20 protein-coding genes and 1 pseudogene are annotated in these 15,216 nt (G+C 64.3%); 14 read left to right on the top strand and 7 right to left on the bottom strand.

Annotated elements, in window-relative coordinates; all coding sequences use genetic code 11:
• The 3 genes from AC3WSN_RS00105 to AC3WSN_RS00095 all read left to right on the top strand — a co-directional run.
• A partial coding sequence (locus AC3WSN_RS00105; RefSeq protein WP_492535495.1) for a ribbon-helix-helix domain-containing protein occupies positions 1-197 on the top strand: 197 nt, incomplete at its 5' end.
• Positions 198-224: 27 nt separating this feature from the next.
• Positions 225-740: a hypothetical protein gene (locus tag AC3WSN_RS00100; RefSeq protein ID WP_492535493.1), complete on the top strand. Its 516-nt coding sequence runs from the start codon at positions 225-227 to the stop codon at positions 738-740.
• A 13-nt stretch (positions 741-753) separates the two neighbouring features.
• Entirely contained in the window at positions 754-975 is a 222-nt protein-coding gene (locus AC3WSN_RS00095; protein ID WP_492535491.1) for a hypothetical protein, read from the top strand.
• A gap of 20 nt (positions 976-995) precedes the next feature.
• On the opposite strand, the gene AC3WSN_RS00090 is transcribed toward AC3WSN_RS00095, so the two are convergent.
• Both AC3WSN_RS00090 and AC3WSN_RS00085 read right to left on the bottom strand, forming a co-directional pair.
• On the bottom strand, positions 996-1,205 hold the full coding sequence (locus AC3WSN_RS00090; RefSeq protein ID WP_492535490.1) for a hypothetical protein: 210 nt from the start codon (positions 1,203-1,205) through the stop codon (positions 996-998).
• 23 nt (positions 1,206-1,228) lie between these two features.
• The gene (locus AC3WSN_RS00085; RefSeq protein WP_492535488.1) at positions 1,229-1,585 is read right to left on the bottom strand and encodes a hypothetical protein; all 357 of its coding nucleotides are present in this window, start codon (positions 1,583-1,585) and stop codon (positions 1,229-1,231) included.
• Positions 1,586-2,273: 688 nt separating this feature from the next.
• Between AC3WSN_RS00085 and AC3WSN_RS00080 the strand changes: the two genes are divergently transcribed.
• Entirely contained in the window at positions 2,274-3,050 is a 777-nt protein-coding gene (locus tag AC3WSN_RS00080) for a helix-turn-helix domain-containing protein (RefSeq protein ID WP_492535487.1), read from the top strand.
• A gap of 29 nt (positions 3,051-3,079) precedes the next feature.
• Here AC3WSN_RS00080 and AC3WSN_RS00075 read toward each other — a convergent pair whose 3' ends face one another.
• The gene (locus AC3WSN_RS00075) at positions 3,080-4,600 is read right to left on the bottom strand and encodes a hypothetical protein (protein ID WP_492535486.1); all 1,521 of its coding nucleotides are present in this window, start codon (positions 4,598-4,600) and stop codon (positions 3,080-3,082) included.
• 503 nt (positions 4,601-5,103) lie between these two features.
• Between AC3WSN_RS00075 and AC3WSN_RS00070 the strand changes: the two genes are divergently transcribed.
• From AC3WSN_RS00070 to AC3WSN_RS00050, 5 genes and pseudogenes are all read left to right on the top strand, one after another.
• A complete protein-coding gene (locus AC3WSN_RS00070) occupies positions 5,104-5,394 on the top strand; it encodes a BrnT family toxin (RefSeq protein ID WP_492535484.1) in 291 nt (96 codons plus the stop codon).
• A pseudogene (locus AC3WSN_RS00065) lies at positions 5,375-5,686 on the top strand (BrnA antitoxin family protein); the annotation flags it as partial. The gene AC3WSN_RS00070 and the pseudogene AC3WSN_RS00065, both read left to right, overlap by 20 nt.
• Positions 5,687-6,518: 832 nt before the next feature.
• Positions 6,519-6,809, top strand: coding sequence for a helix-turn-helix transcriptional regulator (locus AC3WSN_RS00060; protein ID WP_492535482.1), 291 nt, complete (start codon positions 6,519-6,521; stop codon positions 6,807-6,809).
• A gap of 9 nt (positions 6,810-6,818) precedes the next feature.
• Positions 6,819-7,673 carry a hypothetical protein gene (locus AC3WSN_RS00055; RefSeq protein WP_492535480.1) on the top strand — a complete coding sequence of 285 codons (855 nt, stop codon included), beginning with the start codon at positions 6,819-6,821 and terminating at the stop codon, positions 7,671-7,673.
• 39 nt (positions 7,674-7,712) lie between these two features.
• Positions 7,713-7,871: a hypothetical protein gene (locus tag AC3WSN_RS00050; RefSeq protein ID WP_492535479.1), complete on the top strand. Its 159-nt coding sequence runs from the start codon at positions 7,713-7,715 to the stop codon at positions 7,869-7,871.
• 272 nt (positions 7,872-8,143) lie between these two features.
• Here the strand turns inward: AC3WSN_RS00050 and AC3WSN_RS00045 are convergent, their stop codons facing one another.
• Positions 8,144-8,449, bottom strand: a complete 306-nt coding sequence (locus tag AC3WSN_RS00045; protein WP_492535477.1) for a hypothetical protein — start codon at positions 8,447-8,449, stop codon at positions 8,144-8,146.
• Positions 8,450-8,643: 194 nt separating this feature from the next.
• Here AC3WSN_RS00045 and AC3WSN_RS00040 point away from each other — a divergent pair, with 194 nt between their 5' ends.
• Positions 8,644-9,204, top strand: coding sequence for a hypothetical protein (locus tag AC3WSN_RS00040; RefSeq protein ID WP_492535475.1), 561 nt, complete (start codon positions 8,644-8,646; stop codon positions 9,202-9,204).
• On the top strand, positions 9,167-9,550 hold the full coding sequence (locus tag AC3WSN_RS00035) for a hypothetical protein (protein WP_492535473.1): 384 nt from the start codon (positions 9,167-9,169) through the stop codon (positions 9,548-9,550). The genes AC3WSN_RS00040 and AC3WSN_RS00035 overlap by 38 nt, the downstream gene beginning before the upstream one ends.
• A 234-nt stretch (positions 9,551-9,784) precedes the next feature.
• Here the strand turns inward: AC3WSN_RS00035 and AC3WSN_RS00030 are convergent, their stop codons facing one another.
• Genes AC3WSN_RS00030 through AC3WSN_RS00020 form a run of 3 tightly spaced genes read right to left on the bottom strand, consistent with a single transcriptional unit; the run spans position 9,785 to position 11,870 of the window.
• Complete coding sequence (locus AC3WSN_RS00030) at positions 9,785-10,771, bottom strand: site-specific integrase (RefSeq protein ID WP_492535471.1); 987 nt, start codon at positions 10,769-10,771, stop codon at positions 9,785-9,787.
• Positions 10,761-11,519, bottom strand: a complete 759-nt coding sequence (locus tag AC3WSN_RS00025) for a TIGR02391 family protein (RefSeq protein ID WP_492535469.1) — start codon at positions 11,517-11,519, stop codon at positions 10,761-10,763. The genes AC3WSN_RS00030 and AC3WSN_RS00025 overlap by 11 nt, the downstream gene beginning before the upstream one ends.
• A 60-nt stretch (positions 11,520-11,579) precedes the next feature.
• A complete protein-coding gene (locus AC3WSN_RS00020) occupies positions 11,580-11,870 on the bottom strand; it encodes a hypothetical protein (RefSeq protein WP_492535468.1) in 291 nt (96 codons plus the stop codon).
• Between the two features lie 209 nt (positions 11,871-12,079).
• Between AC3WSN_RS00020 and AC3WSN_RS00015 the strand changes: the two genes are divergently transcribed.
• The 3 genes from AC3WSN_RS00015 (at position 12,080) to AC3WSN_RS00005 (ending at position 15,114) form a co-directional block, all read left to right on the top strand.
• Positions 12,080-13,354: a hypothetical protein gene (locus AC3WSN_RS00015; RefSeq protein ID WP_492535466.1), complete on the top strand. Its 1,275-nt coding sequence runs from the start codon at positions 12,080-12,082 to the stop codon at positions 13,352-13,354.
• 103 nt (positions 13,355-13,457) lie between these two features.
• A complete protein-coding gene (locus AC3WSN_RS00010; protein ID WP_492535464.1) occupies positions 13,458-14,225 on the top strand; it encodes a hypothetical protein in 768 nt (255 codons plus the stop codon).
• Positions 14,226-14,466: 241 nt separating this feature from the next.
• Complete coding sequence (locus AC3WSN_RS00005; RefSeq protein ID WP_492535462.1) at positions 14,467-15,114, top strand: AAA family ATPase; 648 nt, start codon at positions 14,467-14,469, stop codon at positions 15,112-15,114.
• Positions 15,115-15,216 lie beyond the last annotated feature (102 nt).

The following is a 15,216-nucleotide window of genomic DNA, read 5'->3' as shown; positions in this document are numbered from 1 at the left end:
CACCCGCAGCCGCCGAGCCTACGCCTGGGCCCGGCCGCCCGGCCAAGATGAAGGCGGACAACCGGGTCCAGGTCCTCACGCGGATCGACCCCGCCATCCGCAAGCGTCTCAAGGTGATCGCCGCCGATCAGGAGCGGACGATCCAGGAGATCTGCGAGGAGGCGATCCGCGATTTCGTGGCCCGCCATAGCAAGTGAACGAGCCCACAAGCTTGCGAGCTATCGATGTATCAACCTAACCAGCTGCCGCGCCGCGAGACGCCTGAGGAGACCCAGAGGCGGATCGCTGACGCGCAGCGCGCGCACGACCGCGCTGATCGATCGGGCACCACCCTCTTCCCGGCCGTGGCGAACTTCGCGGTGGAGTCGCTGAAGGCGTCCGCCCTGGTCAACGGCGGTTCCGCTGCCGCCATGCTGGCGTTCGTGGGGACAGGGCGGCAGCCGGTCACCGCTGACACCATCCTGGGCCTGAAGTCGTTCGGGGTCGGCCTGATCGTGTCCGCCTTCGCGACCGCGCTCGCGTACCTCGCCCAGTATTTCTATCTCTGGGAGATGAACACCCTGAAGTACGACATATTCCATCCCTTCGTGATCCCGACGCCCGCCTCGACCAGAGCAAAGTGGACCGCGGTGAGCTTCCACGTCCTGGGCGTCATCTTTGTGCTGACGGCCTTCGGCTGCGCGGCGTTCGGGATGTTCTCGGTCGCGAGCGGCTTGGTCCCCCTGGCCCCCAAGCCGTGATCAGAGGCCGGGCGTGAAGATCCGGGTCGGCGAGCGCGGCGAGATGCGCCACGTCCGGATCGCCAGCATCGAGCGCACCAAGGACGACACTGTCTACGTCACCGGCCTGATAGGCTTCGGCAAGGCCGAGCGCGTGACGATCGAGATCGACGCCGACACGCTGGCCGAGATGGTGCGAGCGGCGCTCCAGAGCGGGCTCAACCCCGACCTCAAGGGCAGGCCGGACACTGAGTAACCGGCCCGCTCCGCAGATCCTCAGACGGGTTCATCCGGCTCCACCGGCTCGACCTTTTTGACCGGCTTCGGGGACGGGGAGGGCGGCTGCATCCGGCCGGTCGCGCCGCTCTGAGAACGGGTCCGCCGCTCCGGCTTGCTCTGGTAGCTGTCGCTCCGCGGCTTCGATGAGGGGCCGACCGGCGCCGTACCCTCGCCCTCGGTGATCGTGAAGAGATCGCGCATCCTCATGAGGGGATTTATCCCGGCGCCGATCAGTGCAGCGAGATCAGCCCGAGCCTCACCAGCGTCTCGGTGCGCGGGTCCAAGACCTCCTCGTCCTCATCGTCCTCAACGTGGCCGAAGTAGAGATCGCGGTCGGCCTCGGTCCGGAAGCGGATGATGAACACGGCGCGGTTGATGTCCTTCTCGAAAACCTTGATGTCGTCGGCGGCGGGCGGGTTGTCGTGCTCGTCCTCGTCGAGATCCTCGGCGTAGTCGGCCTCTCCCCAGACGAAGTTCACGTCGGGGTGCTGCTGGGCGAACTGGGCCAGCCGGAAGCCGAAGGCCGCGATGTTCTCGTAGGGGGCGGTCTCGACCTCGACGGCGGCGATGTAATCGTAGGTGTTCACGGGAATGCCTTTCTGGAAAACACGTCGCCCTGACCTGAAAACTGGCCTGCGACATCTCAGAGGGTAGGGTTCGGGGATCGCAGAAGTCCAATTAATTCGACGACCGGCCGAAGGATGCGACGGCGTAGCGGCGTGCAGGTTTCGGCACATGGTGTGAGGCGCTATACTTGAGGCAACTTTCGTTGACGAAAGTGGTTCGGCAAGTAGTTCGCTACATCCAAGTCGGAACGTCTTCCGTTGCGTCAGCGGAGCTTGCGATAACCCTGCGCCTGATCTATCGTCCCGCCGCCGTGAGGTCGGAGGTGACGGGAATGGGCGAGGAGCCGCAAGGGCAGCAGGGAGGCAGGCAGAGCGCTTGGGCGCGGCCTGTGAGGTGCCTCTCTCGCGCCAAGCGGGCGATCCGCGTCGTTGACTTGACCGTGCCGCCCAGCCGACATGGGCGTTTCCGGCCGCTGCAACCGCGGCGAGTCGGTGATCAGGAGATGCAGCCGCCGCGCGATAGACCCTAAAAAGCCAACAGCCCCGACCCGGCAAGGTCGAGGCTGCTGAAAACCTGGGGCCTGTGAGGGCCGAGTGACATCCCCTCACAAGCCATAGACCCCTTCGGGAGTCAAGCTGAAACGCGAGTTTCGGCAACAGGAGAGGCTTGCCCGGACTCTGGACCGCGGCCCGTGAGGGACTGTGAACGATGAGCTATGCCGATGCGATCCGCCGACAGGCGGAGAATGCGCCGCGCGCTGCCCTACAGGCTGTGTCCGCAGCCATGTGGGGGGCGCTCGCCAACGGGCAGATCACCGAGACCGAGGCCGAGACCTTGTCCGCGCTGATTGAGGCGCGGAGGACGACGATCCGCGCTTCTGGGGTTGGGCAGAACTTGAACACGACCGAGGATCACCCGGACGAAGGAAGCGCACCCAGTCCAGTTCGCGTAGGACCGGCCAGAAGGGCTGTCGGCTCCCGGCCGCGCGCAGACGCCTCGATGGAGCGCCGCCGCCGCTGGGCCGCCTCTGGACGGCTTCCTCCAGCCACCGCGGCCCGGTTCACGCTGGCCGAGCAGGCGGTGCTGTCCTTGGTGGCGGCCGAGACCGTGCGACGGAAGGACTGCCGCCTATCCGTCCCGAACCTCGCCGCGGTCGTTGGCGTCGCCGAGACGACGGTTCGCAACGCGATCCGCGAGGCCCGGAAGCTCGGGCTGCTCACCGTCGAGGAGCGGCAGATCACCGGCTTCCGCAACGACACCAACATCGTCCGCATCGTCTCGCCCGAGTGGATCGGGTGGCTTCGGCTGACGCGGAAGGGGGGAGGGTGCAAATCCGCGAACCGCACGCCTACTGAAGTTCTAACCCTGTCAGGATCGGGGAAAACGGCATCGTCGAAAGGCTGCCGAGGGGCAGCGGGCGACCCTCGACGAAACGAACTCCGGAGAATCGGTACGGGTGGTAGATCGAGCGGAGCCATGCGCTGATGGTCTACGCCCGATCGTCAGGACGAACGCTACGATCCCTTCGGCCGCCCACGGCGCTTGTAGGTCCCAGCCGCGATCTTGGTGGCGCGCTCGACCTCGCGGGTCTCACGCTTGCGCTGGGCGTCCTTAGCGAGCTTGGCTTGCCGCCGCTCCTCCGCCGTCAACGGAATGGGCGCGGGCTTCGGGCCGGGCTTGGCCCGTTTGGGACGCTCCACGTCGAGAATCCCGGCCTCGGGGACCGGCTTGGTGATCACCTCGGTGTAGCCCGCGCCGATCAGCCGGGCTTGCAGGGCGCGAGCCTGCTCCAGGTCGTAGACGTAGATCCGGTAGGGCCCGGCGTAGTCGCGCTCCCGAATCCTACCCCTGCACGCGAACTGGAACAGGTCCTCGCCCTCACGGGCGGCTTGGATGTCGGTGCTCTTGAGCCCGAGCGCCCTGATGATGGCCGTGTCGTCCGGGACCGCCTTGGACGAGTAGATCAGCGAGCAGCTCGTGAACTCGCGCAGGCGGTTGGACCCGGCCAGCTTCGGCTTGACCTCCACGCCCGCGAGGCGACCCGTGAAGTAGGGGACGATCTTCTCGTTCGCCGACCAGTACCCGTCGAACTCGGTCCGCTCCAGGTAGCGCGAGACCGCCACGAGGCAGGTCTTCCCGGTCTCCGTCTGCCACCACGTCGTCGAGCCGGGGTGCTCCGTGAAGTAGGAGAGCGTGATCTGGGGCTGACCCGTGCGCGGGCTGCCGACCGGGGTCCTCTCGACGCAGACCATACCCGTGCGGCGGGCGGCGTGATCGGCGAGGCTGCCCTCGTACCCGGCCGCGGCGACCCGCAGGCTGGCGCACCCGTGCAGGGCCGCGAAGGACCAGATCGAGCGCCAGTTCACCGCGCGCAGGGAGGCGTCCTCCCAAGCCGCGATATCGACCTCGACGACGCGCCCGCTGGAGGAGGCAAGGCGGCACATCTCGGCGAGGTGCTCGGCGCTGACATCCTGGAGGATCCGCCCCAGGCCAACCCGCTCCGCGCCCCGGCGGTCGGTCAGCCGGAACCACCCGGCCTCGGTGCTGGGGACGAGGCTGAACTGGGCATCCAGCGACCGCCAGGACATGCCGAGCCCGATCTCGTGCGAGGTCACGGCCGCCTCGGGGTTCTCGTCCCACCGCACATGCCAACGATCAACGGCGCCCGGCTCTTGGTCCATCACCGCCGCGTGGGTGGCGACAACGACGACGTGAGCGTCTTCGAGGTCTTCATCATCGAGCGCGTCACGCAGGCGCCGGGCGACGAAGCCGCCGTGGCCGGGCTGCTCGGAGTGGATCACGATGATCTTCAGGGTCTCGCAGCCGGTCGCCACCATCTTCGCCTGGAGCCGCTCGACGTGCTCCTCGATCAACTCGATGCGGGGCGCCGCGAGCAGGTAGCGCGCGTTCCGGGTGACGATCTCGTTGATGAACTCGGTGGACTTGCCTCCGCCGGGCGGGCTGATGAGGAGGCCGCAAGTAATCTTGCCCTCGACTTCGTGTCGAGGCTTCGAAGTAATTTCCGTCCGTTGCATGTCTATTGAGGGTAATTGGTGGACGAATTTAAGGTAACACTTCGAGCAGCTAAGACGTATATCGAATAATTATTGACTTCCTCGACGCGCTTCGCGCGCCCGCGCGCCGTGGTAGTCGGGTGCGGGCCGCGCCCGTGCCCGATGAAGACGAGCGCGCACAGCGGCGGGGCTCGCCCCCGCCCTGTCCTACAGGTGGAGATCATGTCGAGATCGATCCCGCTGCGGCGCCGCCCGCGCCGCGACAGGATCTCAAGCCGCCGCGCTCCGGCTGGCCTCGCTGGCGCTCGACCACCTGCACTTGCGGCTCGGCCTGAAGGACGAGGTCTCGTTCATCGAGGTGTTCTTCTGGGTCATGCGCTCGGCTCTGGTTCCTCGCCCCTCGTCGTGTTCCTGGTCTTCCCCCTGACGCGCCGCAGGCGCGGTTCAAGCACGCGACGGACGGATCCGCGCGTGTACCCCCAGAAATTCCTTGCCTCTCATAATATGTGGGGGTACAATTATTCATGCGGTTCGTATGGGACGAGGCCAAGCGCCAGCAGAACCTCCTCCCAGAACCGGACGGACACGGTCTCGATTTCGCCGACGCCAGCGATCGGTTCGACTTCGACACCGCCATGGTCGTCCCGACCTACGCGGGGAGGGGCGGCGCACAGCGGATCCTGGTCGTCGGCTACCTCGATGGGAGGCTGTGCTCCCTGGTGATGTCGCCCCTCGGGACCGAGGCTATGTCGATCATCAGCCTGCGTCCCGCGAGCCGGAAGGAGAAGCGCGCCTATGACGAAGCCAGCACGTAGACCCGTCGCGCGGGACCTGACCGATGAGGAGGAAGCTCGCGTCCAAGCGATGATCGCGCGCGACCCCGACGCGCCCGAGATCACGGACGAGCAGGCCGCGCAGGCGCGCCCCTTCGCGGAGGCGTTCCCCGACCTTCTCGCCTCGATCAAGCGCGGGCGCGGGCGGCCACCGGCCGACACCCGCAAGGTAGCGATCAAGCTGCGCCTGGATCCGGAGACGGTCGAGGCATTCCGGGCAACCGGGCCGGGCTGGCAGACCCGGATGAATGAGGCACTGGCCGTGGCGTCAGGCGGGAGGAAGCGGAGGCCGGTGCGCCGGGCAGCAGCCCTGAGCTCCGAATGCACCCCGCAGGTCGAGGCGGAAATGAGGTCCAAGGTCGTCGGGTTCGTGAAGTTCTTCAGCGAAGAAGCCCACGCCGATCAGTTCATCGCGGGCAAGCTCTTCATGAGGCGCCTGCGCTACTTCCAGCAGCTCGAAAACAGGGGCACGGACGACGAGCGCCCGGACGCGAACGAAGCCGTGGTGTCGTGGCACCAGCCGGACAGGGTCGAGCTGACCCTCAACTTCCCAGGGATCGACCCGATCACGATCGGCAAGGACGACTTGGCCGGACCCGTCTCCACGACGCGCCACTTCTACTCGGAGATGCACGTCTTCTGCATGACGGCCCTGTCTATGCTGAACCCCGCCTTCCTCCAGGGCACTCACGAGGAGATCGAGGCGCAAGTTCAGGCGGCGGCCCGCGTGGACGAGCGGTGCCTCGACTTTGGGCCGCACGCCGTGGTCGTGAAGTACGCCCCCTTCGTGTCCCAACTGCGCCGCGCGCTCGAAGCCTCCGAGTATTGGTACAACGCAGATCTCGTCACCTACTACGACGAGCAGACGTTCCACGGCGCGTTCGAAGAGACCAAGGTGCCGTTCATGAAGCAGAGCCGGTTCGCCCACCAGAACGAGTACCGAGTCTGCATACAGACACCGACCCCAGGAGACGATCCTCTGACGTTCAACATCGGGGACATGTCGGGCTTCGCGCACAAGATCAGGTCCGCCGATCTCAACCCAGGACTCCGGGTGACGTTGAGGAGGCCGCCGGGGTCGTCCGTAGTCGAACAAGGGGCGGGCGATGCCGCGGCGGCGACCTGATGAGCCTGAGACGACGACGCCGGTCCGCGTCGAGGTCGTGCCCCGGCGCGGGCTGAGCCGGGTCGAGGCCGCCCGGTACGTCGGGATCAGAACCTCAATCTTCGACAAGCTGGTCCGCGAGGGGCAGATGCCCCAGCCGTTCCGGATCGGCAGCCGCACCATCTGGGACCTGCGGAGGCTGGACGCCGTCTTCGACGTACTCAGCGGGCCCGAGGAGAGCACCGGGTGGGAGGATTGGGACCTCCCGAAGAAGCGGGAGATCGTCTTGTAGGGCGGCGCCATGCTGGTCGTAGACGAAACGCAGGCCGACCTCGCCGCCATGATCCTCGCCGACTTCCGCAGGCTCCGGCCGGACGCAGGGCCCGGCAGGGATCTCGTGGACTGGCTGCACTACCGGGCGCGCCGCGTCGCCGAGCGTCCCCGGACCGTGCTGATGTCGGCAGAGGCTCAGACCCATAGGGCTGCCTTCCCAGCGATCGATGACATCGCGACCGCCCTGCGGATCGGCGCGCCGATGACCCGCTGGCTGAGCGACAGCATCCGGAAGCGCAAGACCGATCCCAAGGCCGATCTGATGTTCAACCAGTGGAAGGTGACCCACTTCCACATCGGGCCGACGCACCGACCGGGCGCGAGGGCGGAGCAGGGCAGCTTGATCCTGTTCGCGCACATTGGGGCCGATACCGCAGCCCTCCTCGACGTGCAGCCGCACAGGGTCTGGACGAGGACGGACCTGCTCCGGATCCTCCTACGGACCGACCCCACGGCGATGCACGACATGGGACCGACGCAGGGACCGCCCCTCACGGACGAGCAGCACGGGATCCTGCGCCGGAAGCACACGACCGGGCCGATCACCATCGACGGCCGGTCCTACATGGCACCAGGGGTCGGTCTCATGGGATCAGGGGACGGCCTGCGGTTCCGCGTCATGGCCGATCACCTCGCCTTCATCATCCAGCGAGCCCTCCACGAAATCAGGACGAACACGCTACAGCCGGAGCTGCTGCAACGTCTCGCGGGTCAGATCGGGCTGCCGGTACGCCTCGGAGTCCGGCTCGATCGGGGCATCTTCGTCATCTACGACAAGAGTCGCGGCCTCGATCTGGGGCAGCTCAACACGGTCTTGGCTTGACTATCTCGACAGGCCGAGCGGCAGCTACATCTTCAAGGGATGCGCACCGCTCTCGCCCTCGTGATCGCCACCGGCATGGCCGCGGCGATGCCCTGGGAACGGCACGATCTGCTGTCGCGCGACGTGATACTGATGGCCCTCAACCTGGACGAGGGCATCACCGGGATCAGTCAGCCAAGACCTACTTCCAGCAGTTGAAGAGCGACGGATTCGCCTGAGGTTCAAATCTCAGCGAGGCATTATTCCGATGTAGCGCCGGACTGCTTCTCGGTTATTTCGGTTTGGTCGTTAGTCTACTCGATGTAGAGGGCGTGAGCGCTGCGGTCGCAGTTCTCATGTGACGAAATTCAAGTCCATTGTCGGCATACAGTTCCCAATACCCTCGATGTTACAGTCACAAAAGCATGACCCGAAGTTCTAACTCACCCATCGAAAACAAAGAAGGGAGCACCATGGCTCCCTTCTTTTTACTAAAAACTTCGCTCTGTATGTACTACTGGAAGGATCATATCCCGACCTTCTTTGTCCCTAATTAGGGCCAGCCCCCCATTGTCGTGCTGACGGACTGCCATAGAATAAAAAACGAGAGAAGATTTGATATATTCTTGAAAAGTAGAATGATGGCTAATTTTCATTAGATTTTCTAAACTTTTAGCCAGCGTCTTCGGCAAAGTAACTGTTACTTTGACCGGCCGTTCTTCATCGGACTTTCTAGGTCTACCGACAGTTCTTTTCTTTGCCAAAAGCTTTGCTGCCCCCTCTTGATGGTCAATCATTACGAGTCTCCCGCTCATACTTCGAGCTGCATTTTTATCTGCTCCTCAGCCCAAAAATTCAAGCGGGTATCGAATTTCCGGAGATAAAAATTCGATTTTCGGTGGATTTCCTGTCTTGACGGGCGGGTGCGCCGCGTCCAACCTCTCCCCACGGTCGAGCGATCCTGCTCACCGTAGGAAAGAGAGTTGATCCCATGAAGTACGAAGGCACAGCCGTCGATTTGGGAGGCGGAGATCTGATTGGTCGCCTTTTTGAGTGCCTAATAGTGCTCACGAAGCAGTCCGAAGTAATAAAAGATCTGCTTAAAGAAGATGGTCGGGTTAGTTCAACCGATGATGTAGAGCGGATCGACGTAATTACTTCAAAAGATAAGGCGTCCGAGAAAGACCTATATCCCGAAGACTCGCGGCGTAACGCCAAGATCCGGATTGGAGCGGCGGTAAATACTCAGGGAAAAGGCATGGTCATAACTCTCATGACCGAGCCAAACATCCAGGAGACCGACGCTTACCTGCCGAGCATCACGTCCGATGCGGCCAGTGATCGAGGCGAAGGCCACGCTCCCATACATCCGAGTGAAGGGCGAGCACCAATCGCCGTGCTGCGCATGAAGCGCGCCACTCGTGAGATCAAAGAATTCGGCGACTTCAACCGCATGCGCGCCGGGTCCCTGCTGTTTGGTCAGCAGAGGTCGCTCCACCTCAACGGAGAAAGCAATGGAACCCCAGGAGAGCACAAATGCTGGAAACACTGATAGTGTCGATGAAGTAGGCGCCGACCATGTCAAGGCGTCGCAGGAGGAGTTGAGCAAGGAGCTCAAACAAGCTTCCTGGGATGATCTCAGCGAAAAGTCTGGGCTCAAAGACATTAAAGACATGGAGGCAAAATTTGATGATCTGAAAGATGCGATCAAAGAACTCCGCCGTGAAGTGAAGAGGCGTCACATCGGCAAGGAGGTCTTGACCCATCTGATCGCTATGACTGTTGCGGTCGGGGTTGAAAGATCGGGTTCAGAGCTGAAGGAGCTCTTTGAAAAGGCGCCACGTTCAGTGGTTTGGGTTGAGGAAGGGTCCGGCAGCATCGATTTTATTGGGCCGTAGGCACAGCGGTAAAACAAGGCGGCGGAAATTTTTGCAGAGGCCCTGCGCTCGGAATTGAGAGCGGGGCCTCTAATTTTGTTACGGCTTCCGGAGTTCCAGATCGACGAACGATACAAGGCGCCGCAGCTCACCAGACGGCACGACGTATACCGAGTACCATCCCTTCGCAGGTAAACTCGTTTTGCCAAGATCCGAACACAGTTCGCACTTGGGTCACCTCCCAGGCGGGCGGTACTACAAGAACTCGGATCCAGAGTGCCCCCGAAAGGCGTTCGCACGCCGGATGTACATCATCACCGTTGCCGCATCCCGGTGGCCGGATTGGTCCATGATGCGGGCGAGATCGGCGCCGCGCTCGGCGGCTGAGGTGATGTAGCCCGCCCGCAGGCTGTGGGCCGAGAACCTTGCGTCGTCGTACCCGGCGGCCGAGACGTACCTCTTCACGATGTCGGCCACGGACTGGGTCGTCAGGCGGTTCAACTCGCCGTGCGCATCACGGTGAAGGACGTTGCCGGACCGTGAGACCGGCCGGAACACCGGCCCCTCTGTGATCCCGGCCGCATCGAGCCATTCGTGGATGAGGGCGACGGGCCTGATGTACCGTCCGTGCGGGATGGCCTTTTCGATGCCCCGCCCCTCCTGGTCGGTCTTGGACTTCCGGATCCGCACCCGCAGGCCCTCCGGATCCTCAACCAGATCGGCCACGTCGAGGGCGACGAGCTCCGACCGACGCATCGCCCCCGAGAACCCGAGGGCCAGCAGCGCGCGGTCCCGCTTGCCGGTGATAGTGTAGGGCGTCCGCATCAGCATGGCGGCCAGGATCTCGGCCGTCGCGGCGGCCTTCTGGGTTGGCGCCATCCCAACCTTGCGCCGGGCACCCGCCATCGCGGCCCGGACGCCTGCGTCGTCGGTGGGGTCCGGCTGCCCGGCGAGCTTGTGCGCGTACCGGATCGCCGCGACTCGGCGGTTGAGCGTCGAGGCCGCCCGGCCGCCCTCGGCCTCGGCGACCAGGAAGGCCGCCACAGCTTCGGGCGTCGCGGGGAGCGGCCGGAAGCCATACTGGGCGCACCACGTCTCGAACACCTTCGCGTCCGATGTGTAGGCACGCACCGTCGCCTTGGCCTTGCTGGCGCGCTGGTAGGCATGGACGATCGCGGCTGCCTCAGCAGGCAGACCGGCCAGGATCTCGACTTGTTCGATCGGGAGGATCTCAGGGGGCATCGCGACCTGCCTTCGCCGCTACCCGCACATCGACCACACGCAGGAGGTGGCTCGCCAACATGACAATCTCGGCGGCCTCGCGGGCGCTCTCCATCGCGATGTTCCGGTGTGAGTGCGGGTTTTTGTAAGACCCCACTGCTCCGGCGAAGAGCGCGCACAGAGCGTCACGCTCCGCTTCCTCGGCCTTAGGGTCGCTCAATGGCCCAGTCTTGCCGAAGGCTCGCCGGATCATCGGAACACCGTGCTCACCTTGTGGAAACCCTGCCGCTTCGCGAACCGCGATCTCCACCTGCCGCATCGCTTGGAATACGGCGGTCGGATAGTCGCCTCGCATGAAGGACTGCCAAGCGGCGGAGGCGACCGACGAGTGCAGCATGTCGCGCTGTAGAAGGCGGGCAGTGGCGTAGTCAGCGAACTCACTCTCATCCTCGAACCGCTGTGCCCGGCGGCTCAGCACCTTCCATCCCCTATCGCCTTCGCTGCCCCCGGCGGAGACGACGAGGCCCTGGGCGATGAGCCAAGCCCATGCCTCGTTGACCGCCCTGATGACCTCTGGATGTTTCTCGCGCGGGTAATCGGTCCGGTTAAGGTTGCTCTGAAGGATGCCCTGCTCGACGTGAGTGAGATGGAACGTTGGCGACTGCTTGGTTGTCTCGCGCAGGACGAACAGCAGTTTCGCGCCCAACTCCTCAGGCTCTAACCCGAGTAGTACGTCCGCATCTGGAATTGCTTTGAGGAGTTGCTGCATCGTCGTTGGATCTTCGTGAGGGCCACAACGTAGCGTCTTAGGCAAACCGGACGAGCATCGTCACAGATCGACGCTCTTGGCGAGATCGCCAGCCAATTCGGCGACGGCGGCGGACCATGCCTCGTCCCTATGACCGCCAACCCAGTCGGTGACCGTCTGGCCCACCACGTTCGCCTCCGGCATCTCGATCCGCATGAACGCATTCGTGACCTGAACGCCGATCTGAGCCTCGCGCAGCACCTTCTCCGTGATGCGCTGCTCAGCCGACGCGGCTTCGCGGAGCAGCGCGAACGCGTCATCGGCGGAAGATAGCTCTGGCTTCATTTCTTCACCGCCCATTCGGCTCGCCATGCCCGACACTTTCGAGAATGACCGTTATCGCAAGCTATAGGAGAGACAAAACGTTATTAAGCTATCGAGATCATTTGATAGCAAGATTGCTATGCAGCGCGTTGGGTAGGTGCGGCTGTGGCATCCGTGACTGCTGGTGGGCTGGTCTGTACGCTTATGCTTCGGGTGCCGGTTCGACGACCGCACCTTGGTCGCCCTTGGATCCCACGATGCCACGCACCTGCATCATCTGCGGTGCTCCCGCGAACTCGCGTGAGCACATCTTCCCGGCGGCGCTGGGCGGCCTGCGCGTCAACCGTGGGATCTACTGCGAGCAGCATAACAACGGCTTCTCCGACCACGCCAACGTGCTCTCGCGCCAGTTCGAGGTGCTGAACGCCCAGCTCGGCATCCGCGATCGGGACGGGCAGCCCCGCGTGGCGAGGGTGACGACGCAGGCCGGTGACGAGTTCATTATCTCGGGAGGGCAGACACGACGGGTCAGCGCGGCCCCGGCTGATCCTACGACGGGTGTCGAGTTCGTGCAGACGTTCGGCGGTCCCGAGGGACTTGCCGCCTGGGGCTACGTCGCCCTGACCTTCTTCGCGCACCGCTTCCGCGATGCCGCCCGGCAGGACGGGATGGCTACGTTCAAAAACTTTATCCAGGGTCGCTTGGAGAACCAGTTCGTGTGGTGGGAGCGTGGTGACATCACCGATGCTCTCCCGGCCAATCCGTTTCCGTTTGGACATACGATCCTGCTCACCACCTCGGCGGCGCGCCAAGAGGCACAGGCGATCATTTCCCTGTTCCAGACCTTCACCTTCGGCATCGCTCTCGGAGCGGTTCCGGAAGCGGCAGACCGAACGGTCGCGGTCTTCATCGACCCGCTCGCCGAGCGCGAGCCCGTCGATATGCAGGAGCGTAGCGCAGACGCGGTCGAGGTCTGGGTCGAGAAGCCCGAGCCGTTGCAGGCGCACCTCATGCGGATGATCCATGAGGGGGAGAGGCAGAACCGCTTTCAGGATCTTCAGGCCCGGATCGAGCGGTGGAACTTCGACAACGAGATGGAGCCATTTCTGGCTGAGTTGAACGCCACCAGGACTCTATCGTCCGATGATCGGATGAGGACGCTCCAGCGTATGGTCGGGGAGAAGGCCGCTCGGGTCCACCGGGTGGCGCATCATGCCGTGCTCGACCTGCGCAGACGCTCTATCAGTCAGCCCGAGATGGAACCGATCTTGGCCGCGGCGGCGGCGCAGATCGCGCCGGACGCGACGGGGGATCGCTTGAGCGAGGAGGCCAGACTCCCGTTCTTGCGGATCATCGCAGCCTTCATTCTGGAGCTGCACGACAGGTTGGAGCAGGGCCCGGCGGACATGGAATACCTGCGCCTGCTGTTCAACGGCGGACCAGGGATGCACCTCGCTGGGCGCATGATGTTCGAGCCGCTGCTCGCCTATATCCAAGACCCCCAGAACTGGGCGCCGGAGCCCGAGGGGTAATTGCTGATAGCAAGATTGCGAGTTGATGTGCGAGCTTGTCATCAACAGGCGCTTCGCAGCAACTGGGGCACTGCCTAGATCGATCCACGATAGGAGCAACAAGTTGGGCGACGACATCGTCCCGCACGAGGGGCGCCCTGCCCCAACAGGTTCGGGTGTGCAGGTCCTTCAGAAAGTGGGTGTGCTGGGCGCAAAGGCGGCCTTGAGCAGCATCCCGTGGGCAGCCCTGATGTTCGACATCGGTCAGACCGCCATCGAGTTCGGGTACGCACGCCAGACCGAGCGCCTGCTCACCGGCATCAGCGACCGCATCGACCGGCTGGAGGATGGTGCCCGCGAGAAACTGAAGGCGGATGAGGTCTACCAACTCTCAGCTCAGGCCGCGATCCGGCACATGCTGATGGAGATCAACCCGCGCATGGCCGACGCCCTGGCGAGGGCGGTGACGGAGCTGGGCGCGTCTACGCTGCTCCCGGTCGAGCGCCTGGAGATCGCTCGCGCGCTCGATGCGCTAACCGAACCGTCGCTGCACCTGTTGCAGACCATGTACCGGGCCCGGAACGATCAGCTCACCCGCCAGGAGCTCGCTTTGGTCGAGGACGATGTGATGAAACCGTACCGCTTCACGGCCCTGATGTACGCGTCCATGCCTCTCACCTCCTGGGTTGCCGCCGCGAACGATCTTGAGCGGGCCGGGATGATCGTGGCGACGCTCGACGATGGTTGGTTCGACGAGAAGGAGCGGGCAGCCGAGGAGCCCTTGGGGCGCCCCGTGCATCTTCGCGAGATCTACCCGCTGGGCGAACGGGTCGTCAGGATGTGCTTCGACAATCCCGCCATCCCAGCGTTCGGGCTCTATGCGGCGGGGTAACACGTCCTGCTGTGGCTCGGCTGGGCGACACGAAGAGCCCTCCTGAGGTGGAGCCTCGCAGCATTGCTATCTCACTATCAAGATTGCGGACTATCTCGCAGGCTCGTCCACGCGGGAGCGTGAAAGCTCGCGTTCATGATTGCCTGCCAGCATGGGGGCTCGGGAACATGTTGACAGGCGGGCTCACCATCTCGATTGCCCGATCGCTTCGGATTTCGACCACTGGGGAACGTGCGTGCGTGTGATCTCGATAGCCGCCAGGAAGGGCGGGGTCGGCAAGACCACCCTGAGCATGCACATGAGCGTGCTGGCGGAGGCGCCCGACAGCCCGGCCCTGCTGCTCGACATCGACCCGCAGCGGTCGCTCGCGTGGTGGCACAATCTCAGGCAGGTTGAGACGCCCAGGCTGATCGAGGCGGACGCCCGCGAGCTGCCCGAACTGGTCGAGGCGGCCCGCCAGGAGGGCTTCGGCCGGATCATCATCGATACCCCGCCGCACGCCGAGGACTCGATCCTGTCGGCGATGCGCGTCGCGGATCTCGTCCTGGTGCCGACCCGGCCGGGCCCGCTCGACCTTGCGGCCGTCGCCTCGACTCTCGATCTCGCGCAGCGGGTCGGGAAGACGCCGCTCGCCGTCATCAACCACGCCCCGCCCAGGACCGGCTCGGTCGAGCCCGCGATCGTCTCGGAGGCGCGGGCGGCCTTGAAGAACATGGGAGCGACCGTTGCCGAGACCGCGCTCGCGAACCGGGTGGCGATGTCCCACGCCATCCTCACGGGCTCGACCGTCAACGAGCACGAGCCGGACGGTAAGGCCGCGGCCGAGGTCGCAGCGCTCTGGCAGGAAATCGAGGCGGCGCTGGCCGCCGGGGAGAAGAAGACACGATGAGCAAGGCGTCCCGCCCCACTCTGGATAGCCTCACCAGCCGGTTCGCCCGGAAGGATCCGGCACCGGCCACGGCTCACGAAGCGGCCCCACCTGCCGCCGAGG

The sequence above is a fragment of the Methylobacterium sp. FW102-HT35C08 genome (assembly GCF_058790235.1).
The sequence above is the reverse complement of the archived record's forward strand: the minus strand, read 5'-3'. Positions and strand labels throughout refer to the sequence as shown.

Coding starts and splice junctions, on each gene's coding strand:
- AC3WSN_RS00035 (WP_492535473.1), top strand. CDS start 9,167: ATGGAACCCCAGGAGAGCACAAATGCTGGAAACACTGATAGTGTCGAT.
- AC3WSN_RS00090 (WP_492535490.1), bottom strand. CDS start 1,205: ATGAGGATGCGCGATCTCTTCACGATCACCGAGGGCGAGGGTACGGCG.
- AC3WSN_RS00045 (WP_492535477.1), bottom strand. CDS start 8,449: ATGATTGACCATCAAGAGGGGGCAGCAAAGCTTTTGGCAAAGAAAAGA.
- AC3WSN_RS00075 (WP_492535486.1), bottom strand. CDS start 4,600: ATGCAACGGACGGAAATTACTTCGAAGCCTCGACACGAAGTCGAGGGC.
- AC3WSN_RS00020 (WP_492535468.1), bottom strand. CDS start 11,870: ATGGCGAGCCGAATGGGCGGTGAAGAAATGAAGCCAGAGCTATCTTCC.
- AC3WSN_RS00055 (WP_492535480.1), top strand. CDS start 6,819: ATGCTGGTCGTAGACGAAACGCAGGCCGACCTCGCCGCCATGATCCTC.
- AC3WSN_RS00080 (WP_492535487.1), top strand. CDS start 2,274: ATGAGCTATGCCGATGCGATCCGCCGACAGGCGGAGAATGCGCCGCGC.
- AC3WSN_RS00050 (WP_492535479.1), top strand. CDS start 7,713: ATGCGCACCGCTCTCGCCCTCGTGATCGCCACCGGCATGGCCGCGGCG.
- AC3WSN_RS00015 (WP_492535466.1), top strand. CDS start 12,080: ATGCCACGCACCTGCATCATCTGCGGTGCTCCCGCGAACTCGCGTGAG.
- AC3WSN_RS00025 (WP_492535469.1), bottom strand. CDS start 11,519: ATGCAGCAACTCCTCAAAGCAATTCCAGATGCGGACGTACTACTCGGG.
- AC3WSN_RS00040 (WP_492535475.1), top strand. CDS start 8,644: ATGAAGTACGAAGGCACAGCCGTCGATTTGGGAGGCGGAGATCTGATT.
- AC3WSN_RS00070 (WP_492535484.1), top strand. CDS start 5,104: ATGCGGTTCGTATGGGACGAGGCCAAGCGCCAGCAGAACCTCCTCCCA.
- AC3WSN_RS00030 (WP_492535471.1), bottom strand. CDS start 10,771: ATGCCCCCTGAGATCCTCCCGATCGAACAAGTCGAGATCCTGGCCGGT.
- AC3WSN_RS00100 (WP_492535493.1), top strand. CDS start 225: ATGTATCAACCTAACCAGCTGCCGCGCCGCGAGACGCCTGAGGAGACC.
- AC3WSN_RS00060 (WP_492535482.1), top strand. CDS start 6,519: ATGCCGCGGCGGCGACCTGATGAGCCTGAGACGACGACGCCGGTCCGC.